The sequence below is a fragment of the Humibacter sp. RRB41 genome (genome assembly GCF_022761015.1).
Classification (GTDB): Bacteria; Actinomycetota; Actinomycetes; order Actinomycetales; family Microbacteriaceae; genus Humibacter.
In genome coordinates this window covers 15399-34976 of sequence record NZ_JAKWJQ010000002.1, presented here as the reverse complement: position 1 = coordinate 34976, position 19578 = coordinate 15399, and the positions used below count along the sequence as shown (strand labels likewise).

Sequence of the window (19578 nt, the reverse complement as noted above, 5' to 3'; positions counted from 1 at the left end):
ACCCCTAGGCTTCCCGTGTGCGTACGGCATCGAGAGATGGCCTCGCGACGAGAGGAGGTTGAGACATGACGTCGTCCCGGCTCGAAGCGTTCAGCGACGGAGTCCTGGCCATCATCATCACGGTGATGGTGCTCGAACTGGCCGTGCCGCACGGCGAGACGTTCGCCGCCCTCGTGAGCACGTCAGGCACCGGACTGCTGACCTACTTGCTCAGCTTCATCTACATCGGTATCTACTGGAACAACCATCACCACATGTTCCAGCTGCGGCCCGTCGTCGACGGGAGGCTGCTGTGGGCGAACTTGCACCTGCTCTTCTGGCTGTCGCTCTTCCCGTTCACGACGGCATGGCTGACAGAGACCGACGTCGCGACTGTGCCCACTGCCGTCTACGGCATCAATCTGCTCGCGGCAGCAATCGCCTACTACATTCTGCAAACGGCGATCATCCGTCGCCCAGGCGGTGATCGGCTCAAGGAAGCACTCGGCCGTGACCTCAAGGGACGCCTCTCCCCCGTGATGTACCTCTCGGGAATCGGGCTCTCCTTCGTCGCACCCTGGCTCGGGCTCGTGCCCTACATCGCGGCGGCCGTGATCTGGCTCGTTCCCGATCGGCGCATCGAGCGCTATCTGCGCGAGCACCCCGACGACGGCAGTGGGAACGATGACTAAGTCGCGTCCGCGAGGGTTTCGGATGCCTCAAAGCCGGCGTCGCGCACGCGGTCGAGAAACCCGGCGATGAGCTCGAGCCGGGCGTCGTCGTAGTCGGAGCAGATCTCGTCGAACCGTGAGTTCATCCCCTCATAGAGGTGGAGCACCTCGGCATTGCGATCGGGCAGAACGCGGATGACCACCGCGCGTCGGTCGCTCGTGTCTCGCTCACGGGTGATCCATCCCCCGCGTTCGAGCCTGTCGAGGATTCCGGTCATCGTCGCCGGGGGAGCCCCGGCGAGCTTCGCCAGCACGCCGGGGCTGACCGGTCCGTGAATCGACACCAGATCGAGGCAGTCGAAGTCGACGTCTTTCACAGCAGACCGCGCGCCGATCTGGTGGTTGAGAACGGAAAGCTGCACGCGCACGTCTCGCAGGGCATCACGGAGAGTCTCCAGGCGTCGGAGGCGAGCGTCGGGGTCGGAGGCGGCGGCATCCACTCTCCTAACGTCCGCCGTCATCGTGCTCATCTCATTTGATTCGGTGTTCATCTGCTACCGTTTTCGTATTATCTTGATTTCGAAGCATATCCTATGAGAAGGGACCCGACACCATGAAGATCGCCGTATTCGGAGCGAACGGCCCGACCGGCCGGCTCATCGTGACCCAGGCGCTGGCGCCCTGCATCATCCAGCTCCTCCTCTGCGAGGGCAGCGGAAAGAAGGCGGCAGCATGATCCGCTCGGTGCTCCGATTCATCAGCCTTCTGTTCACGGGGCTCTTCGCCGGCTTCTTGGTCGGCATCCTCGTCTTCGAGCTGTCACTGCGCGGGTTCGACGGCAGCGTCTACGCGCAGGTTCAGCAGGTCACCCTCGTCGCGCTGCCGGTGCTCGCCACAGTGCTGCTGTTCCCGGCGATCATCAGCGCGACCATCCTGGTCATCGTCACAGTGCGCCAACGGGATGCTTCGTTCTGGCTCACCACGGTCGCCCTCGCGCTGCTGCTGGTCGCGCTCGTCGTGACTCTCGTCGTGAACGTGCCTATCAACCTCGCCGAGGGCAGGTGGAGCGTGTCATCGCCGCCCGCGGACTGGGCGACCACTCGCGATCGGTGGCAGGCAGGGCATGCGGTACGCGCGCTCAGCGCCCTCCTCGCGTTCGGCGGTCTTGTCGCTGCGGGCCTCCGCTCTAGTGTGATGGGAGTCTCGCAGAGGTGAGCGACGCCGAGGCATCCGTCGATGTGATGATCGTCGGGGCCGGTCCGAGCGGACTGGTCGCGGCCATCCGGCTACTCGAGCTTGGCCTCACGGTCGAGATCGTGGATGCCTCGCAGCAGCCGGCGCAGGAATCCCGGGCCGCCCTCATGCATGCTTCCACCGTCGAGATCCTGGCCGCGCTCGGACTGGGCGCCGAGCTCATCGAGCACGGACGTCGCATCGACGCGATCACGCTCGCCGATCGCGGCCGGGTACTCGCGCGCATCCCCTTCGACGGCCTCGACACCCGGTACCCGTTCGCGCTCGGCATTCCGCAGAACACCACGGAGGCGCTGCTCATCGCGCGTCTGCAGAGCCTCGGTCACGTGGTGACCCGCGGGGTGCGCATCGACTCGGTGACACAGCGCGCGGCGGGCTGCCGAACGGCCGGGCGCCGGGTCGATTCCGGCGAGTCGTGGCAGGTCCTCTCGCGCTACGTGATCGGTGCAGTCGGCAAGAACAGCACAGTGCGACAACAGGCCGGCATCAGCTACGACGGCAGCACGTACGACGACGACTTCGTGCTGGCGGATGTCGAGCTCACCCCGGCACCGACCGCCGACGACGAGGCCCGCATCACCCTGTCACCGCTGCACTGAAGCACATACGTCCTGCAAGGCATCCGTGGCCCGGCACGGGTCGGATACGGTTGCCTGGTCGCACCATCACCTGGAGGCTCCCGTGCCATATGTCGTCGACTTCGTGAACGTGTCCACCGTCGGACTCGAATCCTCTCCGGTTGCGGATGCCCTCGCCGGGCTGCGCGCGAACGAAGCCCGCTACTTCAAGAACAAGTACGATCACGTCTTCACCGTGGTGCCCGCCGACGAGGCGCCCAAAACGCTCGAGTGGGTCCATCGCATCCTGTCGGAGGAGCGCGACATCGTGATCGCGTCGCGCCCGCTGGAGGTGACCGAATTCGAGGTGGACGGCGTCCGCATGGCATACGTCTTCTATGAATCCGGCCTGTCCATCAACGTGATGTACACCCTCGCTGACGCCGGCAAGCGCGCGGTCGGCTTCAAGCTCTCCGAGGGCATGGACGTTCCGGAAGAGCTGGCGCCGCGCTTCAAGTTCGCGCGCCAGAAGTCGAAGCTGGCGGGCGTCATCCGCGGGTCCTTCTTCGTCATCAAGGGCGAGTACTGACCCACTCAGATCCGCGCACTCGCGCTAGAACGCAGTGCATGTCGTCCGCCGTCAGATCATCGCCGTCAGCACGCCTCCGTCGGCACGCACCGCAGCACCGTTCGTGGCGGATGAAAGCGGGCTCGCGAGGTAGAGCACCGCGTTGGCGATTTCGGCGGGTTCGATGAACCGCTGCAGAAGAGATGTGGCGTTTCCCGCGATGATCGCGGCCTTGAGATCGTCGGCCGGCATCGCCTGTGCGGCGGAGATCCGGCCGACCGTGTCGGCGACTCCGTCGGAGTACGTCGGTCCGCCGAGAACGGCGTTGACGGTCACCTCGGTCCCTCTGGTGAGTTTCGCCAAGCCGTTGCTCAGGGCGAGCATCCCTGCCTTCGTCACGCCGTAGTGCACCATGTCGGCGGGAATGTTCACCCCAGACTCACTGCCGACGAAGATGATGCGACCCTGCTTCTTGGCGAGCATGTGCTTCAAGGCATGCCGCGAAAGCCGCACACCGCTCATGACGTTGACGTCGAAGTAGCGCTGCCAGGTCTCATCGGAGATCTCCGCGAACGGAGCGACCTCGAACAGGCCGACATTGTTCACGAGGATGTCCAGATCGCCCAGACCCTCGAGCAACCCGGCCACCTGAGAGGGATCCGCGAAGTCCGCCGCGACGCCCGACACGACCGAGCCGGACACCTGTGCCCTCAGTGCCTGTGTCGCGTTCTCGACTCGATCGCGGTCTCGCCCATTGATGACAACGGATGCGCCCTCACGAAGAAGCGCCTCGGCGATCGCGTATCCGATTCCCTGCGTCGAACCGCTCACGAACGCCCTCTGGCCCGTCAATTTCAGATCCACACTGCTCCATTCACTTTCCTAGTCAAGTGAAAAGGTAGCACATTGACTTGCTCGGTCAACTGAATCGGATGCTCGTGGAGCCGCTCTCCGCGTAGCCTTCTGACATGTCTGCTTCCCATCAGTCCGTGACTCTGCACGGCGACGATCTCGCGACCTGGTCAGCCCTGGCCACCGTTCTCGAGTGGCTGCCTCCCGCCCTCGATGCCCAGTTGCTCAGAGACTCGGAGCTGACGCACTTCGAGTACGGCATCCTGTTCGCGCTCGGCGCCGCTCCCGACTCCACACTCCGCATGAGCACCCTCGCCGGCTACGCGAACAGTTCGCTCTCGAGGCTCTCTCGCGCGGCAGCGCGATTGGAGACGCGGGGGTGGATGCGCCGCTCCCCCGATTCCACCGACGGCCGGTACACGCTGGCCGTCCTCACCGAGGAGGGACGCGCGAAACTCGAGCAGGCGACTCCTGGACATGTGCGGACGGTCCATCAGCTGGTGCTGGAACCGCTGACGGCGGCGCAAACCCGGCAACTCCGTGAGATCAGTCGCCGAATACTGCGCGCCATCCGAGCTGAAGACGGCTGGCGACCGCCGTCCTAGTCGCTGTCTTCCCGCCACGGGGCGACATCGACCTCGTTGCCCTCGGCGTCTGCCAGCGTCCACCAGTGTGGCGCGAACCTGTCGGTCACGAGGTGCCCGCCTGCGGCAAGCGCTGCCGCGATGCGCGACTCCGCCTGATCGCGAGGCACCGACACGTCGATGTGGATGCGATTGCGCTGCGGCCGTGGCTCGTCCATCTGCTGGAATGTGACCCAGGGACCGCGGGCGAGCGGATCCACGACATCCTCGTCACCGAACTCGTCGTACCCGAGAACCGCTCGCCAGAACGGCAGCACATCCGGGATGACCAGCGCGTCGATCGAGATCTGAACGGTCTGCACCTTCGAGGGGTCCGCACGGATGCCCAACTCTGCCGCCACCAACGAGATCTGCCGCGCCAACATCGCGTCGCTGCCGCTGATGTCGCTGACCTCGTGCGTGAAGAGCGTCACGGTGACACCGGAGTAGCGCAGGTCGACATCTGGATGATGGTTGGCCGCGTCTGCGAGCCTGCCGATCGCATCCACCAGCTCGACGCCGTTGGCGAAGGAACCGGTGACGAAGTAGGTACGCGCGCCGTCGAAGAGCACGCGCCAGTCGTCGACGCCTCCGGCCGCGTGGAATTGCTTGGGTGAGATGCGCTCGGCCATGCTGCCTCCCGTCACGATGACCCGCCAACTCTCCTCGGGACGTCGCGCGGCGTCAACGAATCACGACGTGAGATCCGTCCCTGGCTTCACGTACCGGCGCATCTGGGGCTGTGGCCCGTCTGACCCGAACCAGTCGACCCGCTCGGAGAATGTCGCATGCCACCCGCGACGCTCGTAGAGACGCATGGCGTTCGAGTTGTACTCGAGTACGTCCAGGAACAACGGCGATCCGACAGCCTCGGCGTACTGCTCCACGACATCCAGCAAACGCGTGGCGACACCCTCGCCTCGCGCGCTCGACGAGACGACGAGCCGCGTGAGCTCGAGCGGCTCCCCCGGAGTCCCAGCGACGGCCGCGTGACCCACCGCAACGCCGTCGAGCTCCGCGACCCACGCGGGATCGCCCTTCTCGGCGAGCCAGGCCGTGCTCACGTGTTCTGCCATCACCGGATACCTGTCGGTGCGGTGCGACTCTGCCAGCACGGCCACCAGCACCTCGAGATCGCCTTCGACCCTCGGTCGGATGATGAGTGCCACAGGGCGACCCTAGCGGGAGACCGTCACCACCGGAATCCGGGTCGCCGCCAACGTCGGCCGCGAGGCACTCGATGACGACGAAGCCTTCTCCGAGCGCGATCCCGCGCACGTATCAGTCACGCTCTCGACGCCTCCTTAACGGTGTCATTGCAAGCCGGTTGCCCGGCACGCACAGGGCCGGATCCCGGCGCACGGAGGTGGTCGTCATGACATGGATGAGCAACAACCTGACCGCACGCACGGGCGCGCCGCCCGCGATCTTCAGTCCGTCGGCCTACGCGTACACGCAGCAGAAGACCCAGCACGTTCTCTACCAAGGGTTCGGTGACGGCGCAGGCGACGGCCAAGTACACGAACTGTGGTGGGACGGGCAGTGGCATCACAACGACCTCACCGCCCAGGCGGACGCCCCGTTGATCGACGGCGTCCCGAGCGGCTACGTCTACGCCGATGAGCCGGGCGGCGCCACGCAGCATGTCGTCTACCAGGGTCTCCAGCCGGGCGTCGGGGCAGACAAGAAGGTACAGGAGATCTGGTGGGACGATGACAAGCACCACCATCAGCTCACAGACGGACAGTTCCCGCTGATCGACCAGCCGTTCGGCTACAGCTTCGAGGCAGGCCAACACATCGTCTACCGCTCCGGCAATACGTTGCGCTTCCTCGACATGGAGGAGGACTTCGGGTGGTTGGACAGCGACCTGACGCCGTATATGGCGGGTTCGCATCCGATGCTTCCGCCAACGGCGTATGGGTTCACAGCCCAACAGACGCACCACATCGTGTACGCCGGTAGCGACGGTCACGTACACGAGCTCTGGAAGGGCCCGTCCGGCGGGTTTCGGCACAACGACCTCACGCTCGCTTCCGGGGCGCGAGTTCAGACCACGGGGATGCCGTTCGGGTTCGCCAACGATCCCGGCTTCGTGCAGGTGGTGTCGTACACCGCGACGGACGGCCACCTCCATCAGCTCACCTGGGACGGCGCCTGGCACGATTCCGACCTCACCGCGACAACGGGTGGAACGGCGCCCAGCGCCGGCACAGTGCCGACCGGTTATCTCTATCCGTCCGAGGGAAGCCTGCACGTCGACTATGTCGGAGTCGACGGTCACATCCACGAGTACTGGCAGGATGACGCCGGCTGGCATCCGACCGATCTGACCGCCCGTACGGGCACGCTTGCCGCACGGAGCAATCCTGCGGCGTACGTGATGCCCGACAACACGCAGCATGTGATCTTCGTCGACGACGACCGTCAGGTGATCGAGCTCTACTGGCTGCCGTAGCGACGGCGGCCGCGGCGACACCTCGGTCGGTTTCGAACCCGCACGCTACACGGATGCAACGGCTCAGTAGACGATGCGCCCCTTGCGGTCGTGAAACTCGCCGGTGGGGCCGTCTATGCCGATCGTCGCGAGTGCGACCGTCGCATCCGTTCCCTCGGTCACCGTCTGGTGCCCGCTGTGCCGGTTGAAGTCCGTGGCGGTGTAGCCCGGATCGCTCGCATTGATACGCATGCCCGGCAGGTTCTTCGCATACTGCACGGTCAGCGCGATGATCGCTGCCTTCGACGCGGCGTAGGGGATGCCGGTGACCGGGAACTCGTCGTGCCCCTCGGCCGAGAGGTACCGCGGCCAGCCCACGCCGGAGGCGACGTTCACGATCACCGGGTTCGCAGACGCGCGCAACAACGGCAACGCGACCTGCGTGACCCTCACGATGCCGACGACGTTCGTGTCGAGCACGGTCTGGAGCGACGCGGCCGTGAGATCGTCGACGCCGAACGATGCCCCGAGGATGCCCGCATTGTTGACCAGCACGTCGAGCGTGGGCAGCTGCGCGATGGCGGCGTCGACGCTCGCCTGATCGGTGACGTCGAGCTGAATGGGGTGGGCGCCGAGACCACGCGCAGCGTCGCCCGTCGCAGTGTCGCGCATGCCGGCGTAAACGGTATGGCCGGCCCCGATGAGGCGGCGGACGGTCTCGAGCCCGAGGCTTCGGTTGGCTCCGGTGATGAGTGTTGTGGTCATGGAACCCAGCTTGACCCCAGCGCACGGGAACGCCCAGGCAACGGTCGACAGGAGGACCGGCAGTACCACCCTCTCGACAGCCCGGGGTGCGACGATGGATGCGTGACCGAGTTCGCGACAGCGCTGAGATCGTGGCGCCGTCGCGTCACTCCCGAGCAAGCGGGGCTGCCGGCCGGAGTCGGCCGCCGCACGCCCGGACTTCGTCGCGAGGAGCTCGCCGCGCTCGCCGGCATCAGCGTCGACTACGTCGTGCGCCTCGAGCAGGGTCGGGCCGCGAACCCTTCGCCGCAGCTGCTCGGCGCACTCGCCAGGGTGCTGCGACTGACCGACGACGAGCGCGACCACCTGTACCGGGTCGCTGGAGCCGCCGTGCCATCCGGTCGGCTGGTGCCGCGTCACATCTCTCCGGGAGTCCAGCGGATCGTCGACCGGCTGAGCGACACACCGCTCGCGGTCTACACGGCCGCCCACGACATCCTGCTCTGGAACCCGCTCTGGGCGGCTCTCACCGGCGACCCGTCGGAATATCGCGGCCTGGAACGCAACCTGGTCTGGCGTCACTTCATGCTCGGACCGGGTCCGATGGACTACGACGACGAGCACGCCGAGGAATTCGCCGACGATCTCGTCGGCGACCTGCGCGCGGCCCTCGGGCGGTATCCGAGCGACCCATCGCTCTCCCTGCTCGTCGAGCGCTTGCGCGCTGGCTCTGCGGAGTTCGAACGTCGGTGGGCGTCCGCGCGGGTCGCGCAGCACAAGGCGAGTCGCAAGACGGCCGGGGACACGACGGTGGGTCCGATCACCGTCGACTGCGATGTGCTCAGCGTGCCGGGCAGCGACTTGCGCATCGTGGTCTACACCGCCGTGCCCGGCTCGCAGGATGCTTCGAGGCTCGAGCTGCTGCGCGTGACGGGGCTGCAGGCTCTGGGCTGAGCATGCCCCTCGCCGCAAAACAAGCGAGATCGACATTCGATGAGCACGCCGATAATCGGCTCGAACCATGACGAAGCCCTGATGAAAATGGTTTCTCATCAGGGCTTTTCCGTCGGGATGACAGGATTTGAACCTGCGGCCCCTTGACCCCCAGTCAAGTGCGCTACCAAGCTGCGCCACATCCCGCTGCCGTCCGCCGGACGACCCTGCACAGTTTACAGGCTTCGGAGGGCCTGTCCGTACCGTGTCAGGGCCTGGCTGCGCGACACCGAGAGCAACTACCTCCGCATCGGCCAACCCAGCCAACCGGGACGACCAGGAATGCTGTGCACACCGGCCATCCGTCGGCGGTGTCGCATAGGGTCGGCATGTGGCCAGCGTAGACACAGACATCCGTATCGTCCCGGTCGATGAGGTGCCGTGGGATGACGTTCAGACGGTGTTCGGCACCCGTGGCGACCCGTCCACGTGCTGGTGCCAATGGTTCAAGCTGCCGGCGAGCGAGTGGCGCACGGCGGAGGCATCCGTCTGCCAGACCGCACTCAGAGAGCAGACGCGCCATCGTCCCGTCCCAGGGTTGATCGCGTATCTCGATGACGAGGCGGTCGGCTGGGTCGCTGTCGAACCGCGTCCCGCGTATCCACGGCTGCGCACCAGTCGCATCGTCGCGAAAGGCAGTACCGAATCGCACGATGATCCGTCGGTGTGGGCGGTCACGTGCTTCGTCGTGCGGGTCGACTTCCGCAGGCGTGGCATCGCGTCAGCGCTTCTTGCCGCCGCGGTCGAGCACGCCAAGGCGAACGGAGCCCGGGTTCTCGAGGGGTACCCGATCGACACGGCCGAGAGGAAGGCATCCTCCGCCGATCTGTATCACGGATCGCTTTCCCTTTTCGTTGCAGCGGGATTCGAAGTCGCGTCACGGCCGCAGCCCAGCAGAGCGGTCGTGCGCCTGGGATTCTGACGTCGCGTCGCACTCGCGGCATCCTCTGAACTCGGGTCGCCCTAGGCTGTCTGCATGCGCCTGTGGAGCGAGGCGTGTGCGCCCGCCGAAGCCTCGGTGGCACTGCAGGCAAGAGCTCGCGGCAGCACACCCGAGGAGCACGCATGAGTTCGGACGACGGTCGTCTTCGCTTCGATCACGAAGCCATCCACAGTGCCGCCGATCTCTTCGAGGCGGGCAAGGCCGCCCGGTCCGACCTGCCGCGAAGCGCGCACGCGGAGTATCGGCCCGCGAAGGACCGCGACCCCGTCGGCATCCTGAAGCAGCAGCACACGCACCGCGTCAGCGAGCTGGTACCACTGCGGCTCGAGCGGATGACCGCCAACCCGTTCGCCTTCTATCGCGGGTCAGCGGCCATCCAAGCCGCCGACTTCCGCAACGAACCGCGCACCGGCGTCGATGTGACCATCTGCGGCGACGCCCATGTCGCCAACTTCGGCATCTACGCCTCACCGGAACGCACGCTGGTCTTCGACCTCAACGACTTCGACGAGTCAGCGTACGGGCCGTGGGAATGGGACGTGAAGCGCTTCGTCACCAGCGTCGTGATCGCCGCTCGTCAGCGCGGATTCAAGGAACCCAAGGTGCAGACGGCCGCGCTCGAGGCGGCGGCGGCCTACCGCATCGCGCTACGCCAGATCACCGAGCTCAGCGTGCTGGAGCGCTATTACATTCGTGCCGACGTGCATACCGGCCAGCGCGCTGCGAGCTCGCAGAAGGTGCTCAACCACGCGATCGACGCGGCATCCCGCCGCACCTCCGCACGCGTGGTGCGCAAGATCACACGGCGCGCCGACGACGGCACCACGGTCATCATCGAGAACCCGCCGCTGCTCGCCCACGTTCCCGAGGCGACCGAGCAGAGCGTGCTCGACATCGCACGCAGCTATCTCAGCACCGTTCCAGCCGACATCGCCGTGCTGCTGTCGCAGTACGTCGCGACGGATGCCGTTCGTCGCGTCGTGGGCGTCGGAAGCGTAGGCACACGGTGCTACATCATCGTGCTCTCCGGCCCGGCCGGCGAGTCGCTCGTTCTGCAGGTGAAGGAGGCGACGGACTCTGTCGCAGTCGAATTCGGCGGGGCGGCATCCGGTCGCGCGCCCGCGTTCGACGACCACGAGCATGCTGACGAGCACGGCCACCGCGTCGTCTCCAACCAGCGCGTGCTGCAGGCGGTGAGCGACCCGTTTCTCGGCTATGTCACCAAGGACGGCCACGCGTTCTACATTCGCCAGTTCCGCGATCAGAACGTCTCGATCGACACCGAAACACTCGACTTCCGCCCGTTCACGGACTACGTGGATGCCTGTGGCACCGTTCTCGCGCGCGCCCACGCCCAGAGCCCCAACGCTTCGTTCATCGCCGGCTACCTCGGCGGTGGCACCGCCTTCGATTCCGCGGTGGTCGAGTGGGCGACCGCGTACGCGGACCAGGCGGTCGAGGACTACCAGACCGTGCGTCGCGCGGTGAAGAAGGGCGAGATCTGAGCGCGTCCGATCACGAACCCGCGAGCGCCCCGATCTGCGACTGGGTGAGCGGAATCCAGGGCGAGTTGTCGGCATCCGAGGCCGCAGTCGCGGGGCTCTGCGCCTGATTCCACCACTTGGCTTCGTACGGAACGCCCTCGAAGAGCACGCGTTCGCCCGCAGTGTAGGTGGTCGTGCCCGACCAGTCCGGATAGAACCCGGCCGGCAGGGTGGCCTGCTTGATCGGCTTCTCCCCCGGCAGCACCGGGCCGATCAGTTCCCACGGCGTCTCCCACGAGTTCAGCACGGGGTCGTCGGGCACATCGCCCTGCGTCCACCACTTCGCCTGGTACACGTTGTGGTGCCAGACCACCTTGGTGCCCTGCAGATATGCGCCCGTCGTCGACCAGATCTGGTACGGGCTGGTCTTCGGGTTGTCCGGTGTCTGGGCCGACGCTTTCTGCTTCTGGGCCCTTGTTACGAGGGATGCGGCCGCCGCGAGCCGCCCGTTGAATCCGGAGCTCAGAACGCTTGCGAACGAGACGCCCTTCTGATCGACACCGCTGCAGGCATCCGATACGACCTTCACGTCAACGTAGTTCGGCCCGCACGTCTCGTCGCGGTTCGCCGACCACATCGAGACCCGTCCGACACCTTGGTTGCGGGCGAACGCATTGAGCTGCTTCGCCGCAGCGAGCGTGAACACCTCGTCTGCGTCGTCGTTCTGGCCGATCATCGGCGTGACACCGATCTTCTGCCACAGAGTCGCGGACGATTGCGGCGTGCCCGCCCTGGTGTACAGCACGCCCAGCTGACGCTGCACGTTGGTCAGCGCACTGCTCGCCGCGGCGACCATGCTCTGGCCCTTCTGCCTGCTCTGACCGAAGTCCATCGTCATGGCATTCACACCCGCGATGTCCACGCCGTGCGAGAGCATCGTCGCGATCGTGTCGGTCGCGTTCACGTCGAGTCCCGTGGTCGACACCGGCAGCGTCAACCACACGGCGAGGCTTCCGCCGGATGCCCGCCGCTCCTTCTGCAGAGCGGCGATCGCCGTCGCACGCCGCGCGGCCGCGTTCGGGTCGGTCAGGCCGGAACCTTCCAGGTCGAGGTCGATCGTGTTCACCTTGTAGCGATCGAGCACGCTCTGGTAGGCGGCCAGCAGCTTGGCGGAGTCGGTGCAGCCCACCGCGAGCTCCTGATTCTGCTGCCCGCCGAACGACACCGCGATCGACCCGCCGCGCTGCTGCAGGCGTGCGATGCGACGGTCGAGGTCGAGGTTCGCGGATGCCTGATCCATCGTGTCCGCAGCACCCCACGTCGGCGTGCACGGGCTCGTCTTCGAGGAGACGACGAACGACAGGATCGCGTCCTGCGCCTTGGTCGTGCCGAGGCCCTCGAACGCGAACGTCGGGGTTGCCGTCACGTCGACGTACGACGCGAACCACGGCTTCGCCGTCGACGTCGAGCTGGCGGATGCCCAGGCCTGCGCTCCGAAGGCGCCACCGACGATGACCGCTGCCGTCACGACCACGGCAACCGTGAGACGCCAGAACGACAGCCTGCGGCCCGGCTCGCCATTCTCTGCGAGTTGCTCCGTCACATCCGTCACGACGCCACCGCCTCGGTCTCATCGACCAGATGTGCGGCGACACCCGCGTCATCCAGAGCGCGCACACCGAGCGGAACGGAGTCGCCGGCCTGGCCGTGGTAGAGCACGCCGCGCCAGTCCAGCTCGGACTCGACCGGAGTCTCGGCCACTGCACGCTTCGGCTTCTTAGGAACGAACAGCCAGGAGGTCGCGCCGACCCAGACATCCGCGATCGCGTGCCCGACGCCGATGTACGCGAAGAACGCCCACGTCGCGACGACTGCGTTGAACGCGGCGAACGCGGCGTTGCCCCAGTTCTGCGCCATGACATCCCGCCACAACGTGAAGAGCGAGAAGGCGATGATCAGCACGGGCACGATCACGTAGATCACAGGCGACGCCGTGCGGTTCTTCACCTTGGGCGTGCGAGCGAACGGGATCTTCTTGCCCGTCAGCGCCTGCTGCAGCGACTTCAGGACGCCGGCGAGGTTGACCGGCAACAGAATCAGATTGAACCCGTAGATGCGGAAGACGTCGGATGCCTTGTACCCGCTGTAACGCAGATCGCTCGCCATCGCCACGAAGTACGGCAGTGCGGCAAGCAGCACGAGGGGACTGAGCAGGCGCCCGTCGTACGGGAACGCGAGCAGGAAGATGAGCCCGAAGCTCGCCCACGCGATCGATGACATGTAGTTGACGCGCAGCATGACCTCGACGGGTGAGACGCGCTGACCCAGGCGTTTGCGCTCGCGCACCTGACGGCGCAGCTTCGGCAAGATCAGCAGCCCACCGTTCGCCCAGCGACGACGCTGCACGATCAGCGACCCGAAGTCCGGCGGGGTGGCGCTGTAGCTCAAGCGCTCAGGGTAGTTCGCGAGAGTCCAGCCGTGCACACCGAGGTCGACACTCGACTCGGTGTCCTCGATGACAGTGCGGTCCTGAACATATCTCTTCACCTCGAAGCCGCCGATCCACTCGCTCTCGGCGATGTCCTCGAGGGCGCGCTTGCGGATGATCGCGTTGGCCCCCACCCAGAACGTCGCGTCGAACTTCGTGAATCCCTGGTGCAGGATGTGCTGGATGTCCGTCGTCGCGCCCGCGAGCCGCTCGATGCGGGTCGCCGCTCCGCGGAACGACGAGTACGGCGTCTGCGTCACGGCGACACGTTCGTTGCCCGGCTGCTGCAGAAAGTACGTGAGGCGTAGGCAGTACTCGCGCAGCAGGATCGAGTCAGCATCGAGCGTCAGCACGAACTCGCTGTCAGGAATCTCCAGCGATCCCGGCGTCCCGTCTGCGACGGGGAGGAGGACGGCGCCGGCGGGTGTGCGCTCCGGGCGGTAGCTGCCGCTCATCAGCCCGATGTAGGAGTTGAGGTTCATCGCCTTGTTCGCTTCGTGCGACAGCGAGGCGTAGAGCTTGCGCTCGAACACGCTCACGTCGCCGTCGAACGTCCAGACGAGGCGGCGCAACAGCTCGGCGATCCGCTCGGCAGTAAGCGTCGCACCCTCATCGGCTGCGGCGTCGAGAGCGCGGGACGTGACGGCGAGGTCGTCTGCGAGGGCACGCAGAACCTGTTCCGTGAAGAAGAGGTCGACGTGGTCGTCGACCGTCTCGGCGTCGGCGAGCCGGTACAGCCATCCTGCCGCCCAGGCGTACTCGGCAGCTGTCGTGCGAACGTCGGACGTTCCGACCCTGAAACCGGCCGAGCGGGCGCGCTCGAAGGAGGCAAGGGCATCCGCCGTCCTCAGGCGCGGTTCGGCGAACAGGTCGACGAGTTCGGATGCCAGCGCCCGCGTCGCCTCGAGCTTGGCGCGCGTCGCAGGTGCCGTCGGCCGCGGCGGGTCGTCGAGCAGCAGCACGATGCGCATCGACGGGTATTCCTGCAGCAGCGCCGACATCAGCGTGGCGCGGATCACGTGCGGTTCCTCCGCGTACGACGGCACGAGCACAGTGATAGTCGGTTGCGTCGTTGCGAAATGCCGGTCGAGCTCGGCGCGCGGCACACGCATGTGACCCTTGAACCGTTGCAGCGCGCCCTCGCGCGCCACCAGATACATCAGTGCCGAGAACGTCAGGAACGTGACCACCACGGAATAGCCGACGGCCTGCATCGTGAACTGGAAGTTGCCGAATCCGCCGTCGACGAGGTCACGCACGACCGTGTAGATGACATAGACCGCCCAGAAGACGACCGTCAGCACGATCGCGAGACGACCGCGTGCGATCTTGCCGTCGCTCGGCTTAGGATGCTGCGACGGAAGGGGCTGGGTGCGCTTCTCAGCACCGATCTGGCGTTTGCGAGCGCGCGACGGCGCGACAGTCTGAAGGTGTGTAGGCATGCGGCAGCGTTTCGGTTGTCCGGCGTGAATGGAGGGCTCGAGGGCGAGCAGAACGGATGCACGAGCATCCGTGGGAACGATGGCAGCCTCGAGTAGACGACCGCGTCTTGAGGTTACGAGACGCCCTCACGAAAACCGGCCGGCCGTGGACGATCTTGAGCCCTGCGTCAGTGCTCTACCAGATACGGGTCCGAAACTCCCCCCGTGGTGGGGACACGTACGGAGGCAAAACTGCGGTGTCTTGAGCAACTTGAGCCACTTGAGCGTGCGCTGCCTACCCCATCGCTGGTCGAGTAGTGGGGGTCTTCTCCCTCATCGGCCGCGCGGCAGAGCCGCCCTGCTGGCCGAGCTCGGCCGAGACGGCCTCGCCGCGTGAAGCGGCGAGGCCGGAAATGGCCTCGCCGGAAGCGGCAGCTTAACGCTGCCGCTTCTCCCTCACGCGCATGTTGAGGACGATGGGGGTGCCTTCGAAGCCGTAGATCTCGCGGAGCCGGCGCTGGATGTAGCGCCGGTACCCGGGGTCGAGGAATCCGGTGGTGAACAGCACGAATGTCGGCGGACGGCTCGACGCCTGCGTGCCGAACAGAATGCGCGGCTGCTTGCCTCCGCGCACCGGGTGCGGATGCGCGGCCGTCAACTCCGCAAGGAAGGCGTTGAACTTGCCGGTCGGAATGCGCGTATCCCACGACTCGAGCGCCGTCTCCAGCGCCGGAACCAGCTTCTCCAGGTGCCGTCCGGTACGTGCGGAGATGTTCACCCGGGGCGCCCACGACACGTGCGCAAGATCCTGCTCGATCTCGCGCTCCAGGTATCGGCGACGTTCGTCGTCGAGCAGGTCCCACTTGTTGTACGCCAGCACGAGGGCGCGCCCGCTCTCGAGAACAAGGTCGACGATGCGCACATCCTGCTCGCTGATCGGCTGCGAGACATCCAGAACGACGACAGCGACCTCGGCCTTCTCCAGTGCCGTGCTGGTGCGCAGCGACGCGTAGAAGTCGGCGCCCTGCGCCATGTGCACACGACGGCGGATGCCGGCGGTATCGACGAATCGCCACACGCGCCCGCCCAGCTCGATCTGCTCGTCGACCGGGTCGCGGGTGGTGCCCGCGAGGTCGTTCACGACCACGCGCTCCTCACCGGCAGCCTTGTTGAGCAGGCTCGACTTGCCCACGTTCGGTCGGCCGACGATCGCGACGCGACGCGGACCGCCGACCTCGCGCTGGGCATAGGCGGACTCGGTCGGCAGCACCTTCAAGAGCTCATCGAGCAGATCGGCGACGCCGCGGCCGTGCAGGGCGCTGACCGGGTGCGGCTCGCCGAGCCCGAGCGACCACAGCTCGCTCGCGTGCGGCTCCTGCCTCGCATCGTCGACCTTGTTCGCCACCAGGAACACCGGCTTCTTGGTCTTGCGCAACAGGCGCACGACGTGCTCATCGGTGGCGGTCGCGCCGACGTTCGCGTCGACGACGAACAACACGACGTCGGCGAGGTCGATCGCGATCTCCGCCTGGGCTGCGACCGAGGCGTTGATGCCCTTCGCGTCCGGCTCCCACCCGCCGGTGTCGACCAGGGTGAAGCGCTTGTCGTTCCACTCCGACTGGTACGTGACCCGGTCACGTGTCACGCCCGGCACGTCTTCGACGACCGCCTCGCGACGACCGAGAATGCGATTCACGAGCGCGGACTTGCCCACGTTCGGTCGGCCGACGATCGCGACCACCGGAAGGGCCGGCAGATACTGGATCGCATCCGGGTCCTCGGTGACGGCCTCGAGCACGTCGAGGTCCGAATCGTCCAGGTCGTAGTCGTCCAGGCCGGCACGAAGCACATTCGCTCGCTGGTGTGCGAGATCCTCATCGACGTTCGCGAGGCGTTCCGCGAGATCGTCGGGGGTCGCGTCGAAGTCGCCTTCGGCGCCGTTTCTGTTGTCAGGCATCCGTTCCTCCTCGGGACGGGTCGGCGGTCGCGCCGGCATTCGCCGCACGCGCCGCCCGGATCACGTCGATCACTGCGTCGACGGTCTGCTCGAAGTCGAGCTCGGTGGAGTCCACGGTCGTGACGCCTGGCGCCGCCGTCATGAAGTCCACCACATGGGAATCTGCGCGGTCGCGCGCATGCAACTGCGACGCCACCTCCGCCGCGGAATGACCGCCCAACTCCCCCGCGCGGCGCGCCGCGCGCACCTCGGGGTCGGCGGTGAGCAGAATTCGCGCCGGCGCGTCAGGAACGACCACCGTGGTGATGTCTCGGCCCTCTGCCACGATGCCGTCGTGGTCGGTGCCGGTGAGGATGCTGCGGAACAGCTCGTTCAACCTCAGCCGCACCTCGGGCACACGTGCGACAGCACTCACCCGCGCCGAAACCTCCGGATCGCGGATGGCGGTCGTCACGTCGGTCTCGCCGACCAGCACGCGCTGGCTGTTCGGCTCGGTGTCGACACGGTAGTCGAAGTCGGCGATCGCATCGATGACGGCAGCGGAATCCGTCACATCGATGCCGCGCTGCCTCGCGAACCACGTCAATGAGCGATACGCGGCCCCGGTGTCGAGGAATGCGAAGCCGAGTCGAGCCGCCACCGCCTTGCTCACGCTGGACTTGCCGCTCCCCGCCGGGCCGTCGACGGCAACGACGAAGGGCGTCGTGCGTGACAACGAATCCTCGGTCATCCTGCGATCCTCCATCCCCGGGCCGACAGGTCGTCCATCGCGCGCGTCTTCACTTCGGGCAGCACCGCGATCTCGGCCAGGCCCACCTGCGCGCCAGGCGAATGCTCGAGCCTCAGGTCTTCGATGTTCACACCGATCTCGCCGAGCTCGCCGAACAGCCGACCGAGCTCACCCGGAGTGTCGTCGACCATCACGATCACGCTCGCGAAGCGGCGGTCCTGCCCGTGCTTGCCCGGCAGTCCGGCCACACCGGCGTTTCCGTCGGCGAGCTCCTGCGCGATGGTGCGCCGCGCCCCGGATGCCGACACGTCCCCGAGCGCGACCAGCACCTCGTCGAGGTCGTCGCGGAACGCCCGCAGAATCTCGACCACCGCCGGCGCGTTCGCAGAAAGGATCTGCACCCACAGCTCGGGGTCGCCTGACGCGATGCGCGTGACGTCGCGTACGCCCTGACCGGCGAGGCCGAGCGCAGAGGCCGGAGCACCGTCGAGTCGCTTCGCCATCAGCGACGCCACCACCTGCGGGGCGTGCGAGACGAGTGCGACGGCGGCGTCGTGCGCATCGGCCGGCAGCGTGATCGGCGTCGCCTCGAGGTCGAGGATCAAATGCTCAACGAGGCCGACCCGCTCCCGCGAGAGTCCCGGCCTCGGGCACACCACCCACGGACGGCCGATGAAGAGGTCGGCGCGCGCCGAGATGGCGCCTCCGCGCTCGCGTCCGGCGAGCGGGTGCGAGCCGACGTAGCGGGCCAGATCGGCCGCGCTCAGCTCGGAGCCGGGCCCCTCGAGTTCTGCAAGAGGCGCGACCTTCACGCTCGCGACATCCGTCACCGTTGCGTTCGGATAGGCGATCAGTTCGGACGCGACGACGGATGCCGTTGCATCCGGCGGCACCGCCACCACGATCAGCTGCGGATCGTCGCCCTCGCTCGCGATGCGCCCTGCGCCGTAGTCGACGGCGAGGTGCAGACCGGCGCGCGAGGCGTCAGCGAGGATCACGTCAACGCCGCGTGCGCGAAGGCCCAGCCCGATCGACGCACCCAGCAGGCCGGCTCCCACGACGCGGACGCTGCCGCCGACGCGCGCGGCGGGGTTCTGATTCACGTTCGCTCCGATTTCGGCCTGGCAAGAGTGAGCACCTGGCCGAGTTCGATTTTAGTCAGCTCACGGGTCGCCCCCGACTTCAGGGTTCCCAGGTGCAGCGGCCCGAACTGCCTGCGCACCAATGCGGTCACCGGATGCCCCACCTCGTCGAGCATGCGCCGCACGATTCGGTTGCGCCCCGAGTGCAGTGTGACCTCGACGATGCTCGAGCCACCGGATGCCTGCACCAGCTTCGCCCTGTCGGCCTGGATCGGTCCGTCTTCGAGTTCGATGCCCCGCGTGAGGCGCTGCAGAGTGCCGGGCATGACACTCCCTCGTACCGTCGCGATGTACGTCTTGGTCACGCCGAACGACGGATGCGCGAGCACGTTCGCCGTCGCACCGTCGTTCGTGAGCAGCAGCAGCCCGCTGGTGTCGAAGTCCAGGCGCCCCACGTTGAACAGACGCTCCTCGTACTGTTCGGCGAAGCTCTGCAGGTCTGGCCGGCCGCGGTCGTCGTGCATCGAGCTGACGACGCCGGTGGGCTTGTTGAGCATCACGTACTGCTTCGATGCGTCCAGTTGCACGACGCTGTCGTCCACCTCGAGCACATCGTTCTCGGGGTCGATGCGGCGTCCGAGCGTGGTGACCACTGTGCCGTTGACCTTCACGCGGCCCGCGACGATGAGCTCCTCGCTCACCCTGCGGGATGCCACGCCCGCCGCCGCCATCACCTTCTGCAGGCGTTCGCCCGTCTCCGAGCCCCCCGACTCGGAGCCCCCCGTCGCCACCCGG

21 protein-coding genes and 1 tRNA gene are annotated in these 19578 nt (G+C 66.7%); 10 read left to right on the top strand and 12 right to left on the bottom strand.

Features of this window, described 5'->3' with window-relative positions; all coding sequences use genetic code 11:
• Positions 1 to 65: 65 nt before the first annotated feature.
• A complete protein-coding gene (locus MJ603_RS05940) occupies positions 66 to 671 on the top strand; it encodes a TMEM175 family protein (protein ID WP_243062776.1) in 606 nt (201 codons plus the stop codon).
• Here MJ603_RS05940 and MJ603_RS05935 read toward each other — a convergent pair.
• The gene (locus tag MJ603_RS05935; protein WP_243062775.1) at positions 668 to 1201 is read right to left on the bottom strand and encodes a MarR family winged helix-turn-helix transcriptional regulator; all 534 of its coding nucleotides are present in this window, start codon (positions 1199 to 1201) and stop codon (positions 668 to 670) included. The two genes, MJ603_RS05940 and MJ603_RS05935, sit on opposite strands and share 4 nt — an antisense overlap.
• A 62-nt stretch (positions 1202 to 1263) precedes the next feature.
• Here MJ603_RS05935 and MJ603_RS18515 point away from each other — a divergent pair, with 62 nt between their 5' ends.
• The 4 genes from MJ603_RS18515 (at position 1264) to MJ603_RS05920 (ending at position 3050) form a co-directional block, all read left to right on the top strand.
• The gene (locus MJ603_RS18515; protein WP_279238887.1) at positions 1264 to 1386 is read left to right on the top strand and encodes a hypothetical protein; all 123 of its coding nucleotides are present in this window, start codon (positions 1264 to 1266) and stop codon (positions 1384 to 1386) included.
• On the top strand, positions 1383 to 1865 hold the full coding sequence (locus MJ603_RS05930; RefSeq protein ID WP_243062774.1) for an anthrone oxygenase family protein: 483 nt from the start codon (positions 1383 to 1385) through the stop codon (positions 1863 to 1865). The genes MJ603_RS18515 and MJ603_RS05930 overlap by 4 nt, the downstream gene beginning before the upstream one ends.
• Positions 1862 to 2503: an FAD-dependent monooxygenase gene (locus tag MJ603_RS05925; RefSeq protein ID WP_243062773.1), complete on the top strand. Its 642-nt coding sequence runs from the start codon at positions 1862 to 1864 to the stop codon at positions 2501 to 2503. Before MJ603_RS05930 ends, MJ603_RS05925 begins: the two co-directional genes overlap by 4 nt.
• Positions 2504 to 2585: 82 nt before the next feature.
• Positions 2586 to 3050 (top strand): phage tail protein, encoded by a 465-nt coding sequence (locus tag MJ603_RS05920; RefSeq protein ID WP_243062772.1) that lies wholly within the window; start codon positions 2586 to 2588, stop codon positions 3048 to 3050.
• A 51-nt stretch (positions 3051 to 3101) separates the two neighbouring features.
• On the opposite strand, the gene MJ603_RS05915 is transcribed toward MJ603_RS05920, so the two are convergent.
• Positions 3102 to 3893 carry an SDR family NAD(P)-dependent oxidoreductase gene (locus MJ603_RS05915; protein WP_243062771.1) on the bottom strand — a complete coding sequence of 264 codons (792 nt, stop codon included), beginning with the start codon at positions 3891 to 3893 and terminating at the stop codon, positions 3102 to 3104.
• A 104-nt stretch (positions 3894 to 3997) separates the two neighbouring features.
• Between MJ603_RS05915 and MJ603_RS05910 the strand changes: the two genes are divergently transcribed.
• Positions 3998 to 4486 carry a MarR family winged helix-turn-helix transcriptional regulator gene (locus tag MJ603_RS05910; protein WP_243062770.1) on the top strand — a complete coding sequence of 163 codons (489 nt, stop codon included), beginning with the start codon at positions 3998 to 4000 and terminating at the stop codon, positions 4484 to 4486.
• Here the strand turns inward: MJ603_RS05910 and MJ603_RS05905 are convergent.
• Both MJ603_RS05905 and MJ603_RS05900 read right to left on the bottom strand, forming a co-directional pair.
• On the bottom strand, positions 4483 to 5136 hold the full coding sequence (locus MJ603_RS05905) for a VOC family protein (RefSeq protein WP_243062769.1): 654 nt from the start codon (positions 5134 to 5136) through the stop codon (positions 4483 to 4485). The two genes, MJ603_RS05910 and MJ603_RS05905, sit on opposite strands and share 4 nt — an antisense overlap.
• Positions 5137 to 5196: 60 nt before the next feature.
• Positions 5197 to 5673 carry a GNAT family N-acetyltransferase gene (locus tag MJ603_RS05900; RefSeq protein WP_243062768.1) on the bottom strand — a complete coding sequence of 159 codons (477 nt, stop codon included), beginning with the start codon at positions 5671 to 5673 and terminating at the stop codon, positions 5197 to 5199.
• A 206-nt stretch (positions 5674 to 5879) separates the two neighbouring features.
• Here MJ603_RS05900 and MJ603_RS05895 point away from each other — a divergent pair, with 206 nt between their 5' ends.
• Positions 5880 to 6962 (top strand): hypothetical protein, encoded by a 1083-nt coding sequence (locus MJ603_RS05895; protein ID WP_243062767.1) that lies wholly within the window; start codon positions 5880 to 5882, stop codon positions 6960 to 6962.
• A 63-nt stretch (positions 6963 to 7025) separates the two neighbouring features.
• Here the strand turns inward: MJ603_RS05895 and MJ603_RS05890 are convergent, their stop codons facing one another.
• On the bottom strand, positions 7026 to 7706 hold the full coding sequence (locus tag MJ603_RS05890) for an SDR family NAD(P)-dependent oxidoreductase (RefSeq protein WP_243062766.1): 681 nt from the start codon (positions 7704 to 7706) through the stop codon (positions 7026 to 7028).
• 102 nt (positions 7707 to 7808) lie between these two features.
• On the opposite strand from MJ603_RS05890, the gene MJ603_RS05885 reads away from it, so the two are divergent.
• The gene (locus MJ603_RS05885; RefSeq protein WP_243062765.1) at positions 7809 to 8639 is read left to right on the top strand and encodes a helix-turn-helix transcriptional regulator; all 831 of its coding nucleotides are present in this window, start codon (positions 7809 to 7811) and stop codon (positions 8637 to 8639) included.
• A gap of 112 nt (positions 8640 to 8751) precedes the next feature.
• Here MJ603_RS05885 and MJ603_RS05880 read toward each other — a convergent pair.
• Positions 8752 to 8825 (bottom strand) — tRNA-Pro (locus tag MJ603_RS05880).
• Between the two features lie 184 nt (positions 8826 to 9009).
• Between MJ603_RS05880 and MJ603_RS05875 the strand changes: the two genes are divergently transcribed.
• Positions 9010 to 9600: a GNAT family N-acetyltransferase gene (locus MJ603_RS05875; RefSeq protein WP_243062764.1), complete on the top strand. Its 591-nt coding sequence runs from the start codon at positions 9010 to 9012 to the stop codon at positions 9598 to 9600.
• A 143-nt stretch (positions 9601 to 9743) separates the two neighbouring features.
• A complete protein-coding gene (locus tag MJ603_RS05870; RefSeq protein WP_243062763.1) occupies positions 9744 to 11126 on the top strand; it encodes a DUF2252 domain-containing protein in 1383 nt (460 codons plus the stop codon).
• A 10-nt stretch (positions 11127 to 11136) separates the two neighbouring features.
• Here the strand turns inward: MJ603_RS05870 and MJ603_RS05865 are convergent, their stop codons facing one another.
• The 6 genes from MJ603_RS05865 to MJ603_RS05840 all read right to left on the bottom strand — a co-directional run bounded on the left by MJ603_RS05865 (position 11137) and on the right by MJ603_RS05840 (position 19574).
• The gene (locus MJ603_RS05865; protein ID WP_243062762.1) at positions 11137 to 12717 is read right to left on the bottom strand and encodes a chitinase; all 1581 of its coding nucleotides are present in this window, start codon (positions 12715 to 12717) and stop codon (positions 11137 to 11139) included.
• On the bottom strand, positions 12714 to 15035 hold the full coding sequence (locus MJ603_RS05860) for a glycosyltransferase family 2 protein (protein WP_243062761.1): 2322 nt from the start codon (positions 15033 to 15035) through the stop codon (positions 12714 to 12716). Before MJ603_RS05860 ends, MJ603_RS05865 begins: the two co-directional genes overlap by 4 nt.
• A gap of 415 nt (positions 15036 to 15450) precedes the next feature.
• Positions 15451 to 16971 (bottom strand): ribosome biogenesis GTPase Der, encoded by a 1521-nt coding sequence (gene der / locus MJ603_RS05855; RefSeq protein WP_243062760.1) that lies wholly within the window; start codon positions 16969 to 16971, stop codon positions 15451 to 15453.
• Positions 16964 to 17701, bottom strand: coding sequence for a (d)CMP kinase (gene cmk / locus MJ603_RS05850; RefSeq protein ID WP_243062759.1), 738 nt, complete (start codon positions 17699 to 17701; stop codon positions 16964 to 16966). Before cmk ends, der begins: the two co-directional genes overlap by 8 nt.
• Positions 17698 to 18804 (bottom strand): prephenate dehydrogenase, encoded by a 1107-nt coding sequence (locus tag MJ603_RS05845; RefSeq protein ID WP_243062758.1) that lies wholly within the window; start codon positions 18802 to 18804, stop codon positions 17698 to 17700. The genes cmk and MJ603_RS05845 overlap by 4 nt, the downstream gene beginning before the upstream one ends.
• Positions 18801 to 19574, bottom strand: coding sequence for a pseudouridine synthase (locus MJ603_RS05840; RefSeq protein WP_308220572.1), 774 nt, complete (start codon positions 19572 to 19574; stop codon positions 18801 to 18803). Before MJ603_RS05840 ends, MJ603_RS05845 begins: the two co-directional genes overlap by 4 nt.
• Positions 19575 to 19578 lie beyond the last annotated feature (4 nt).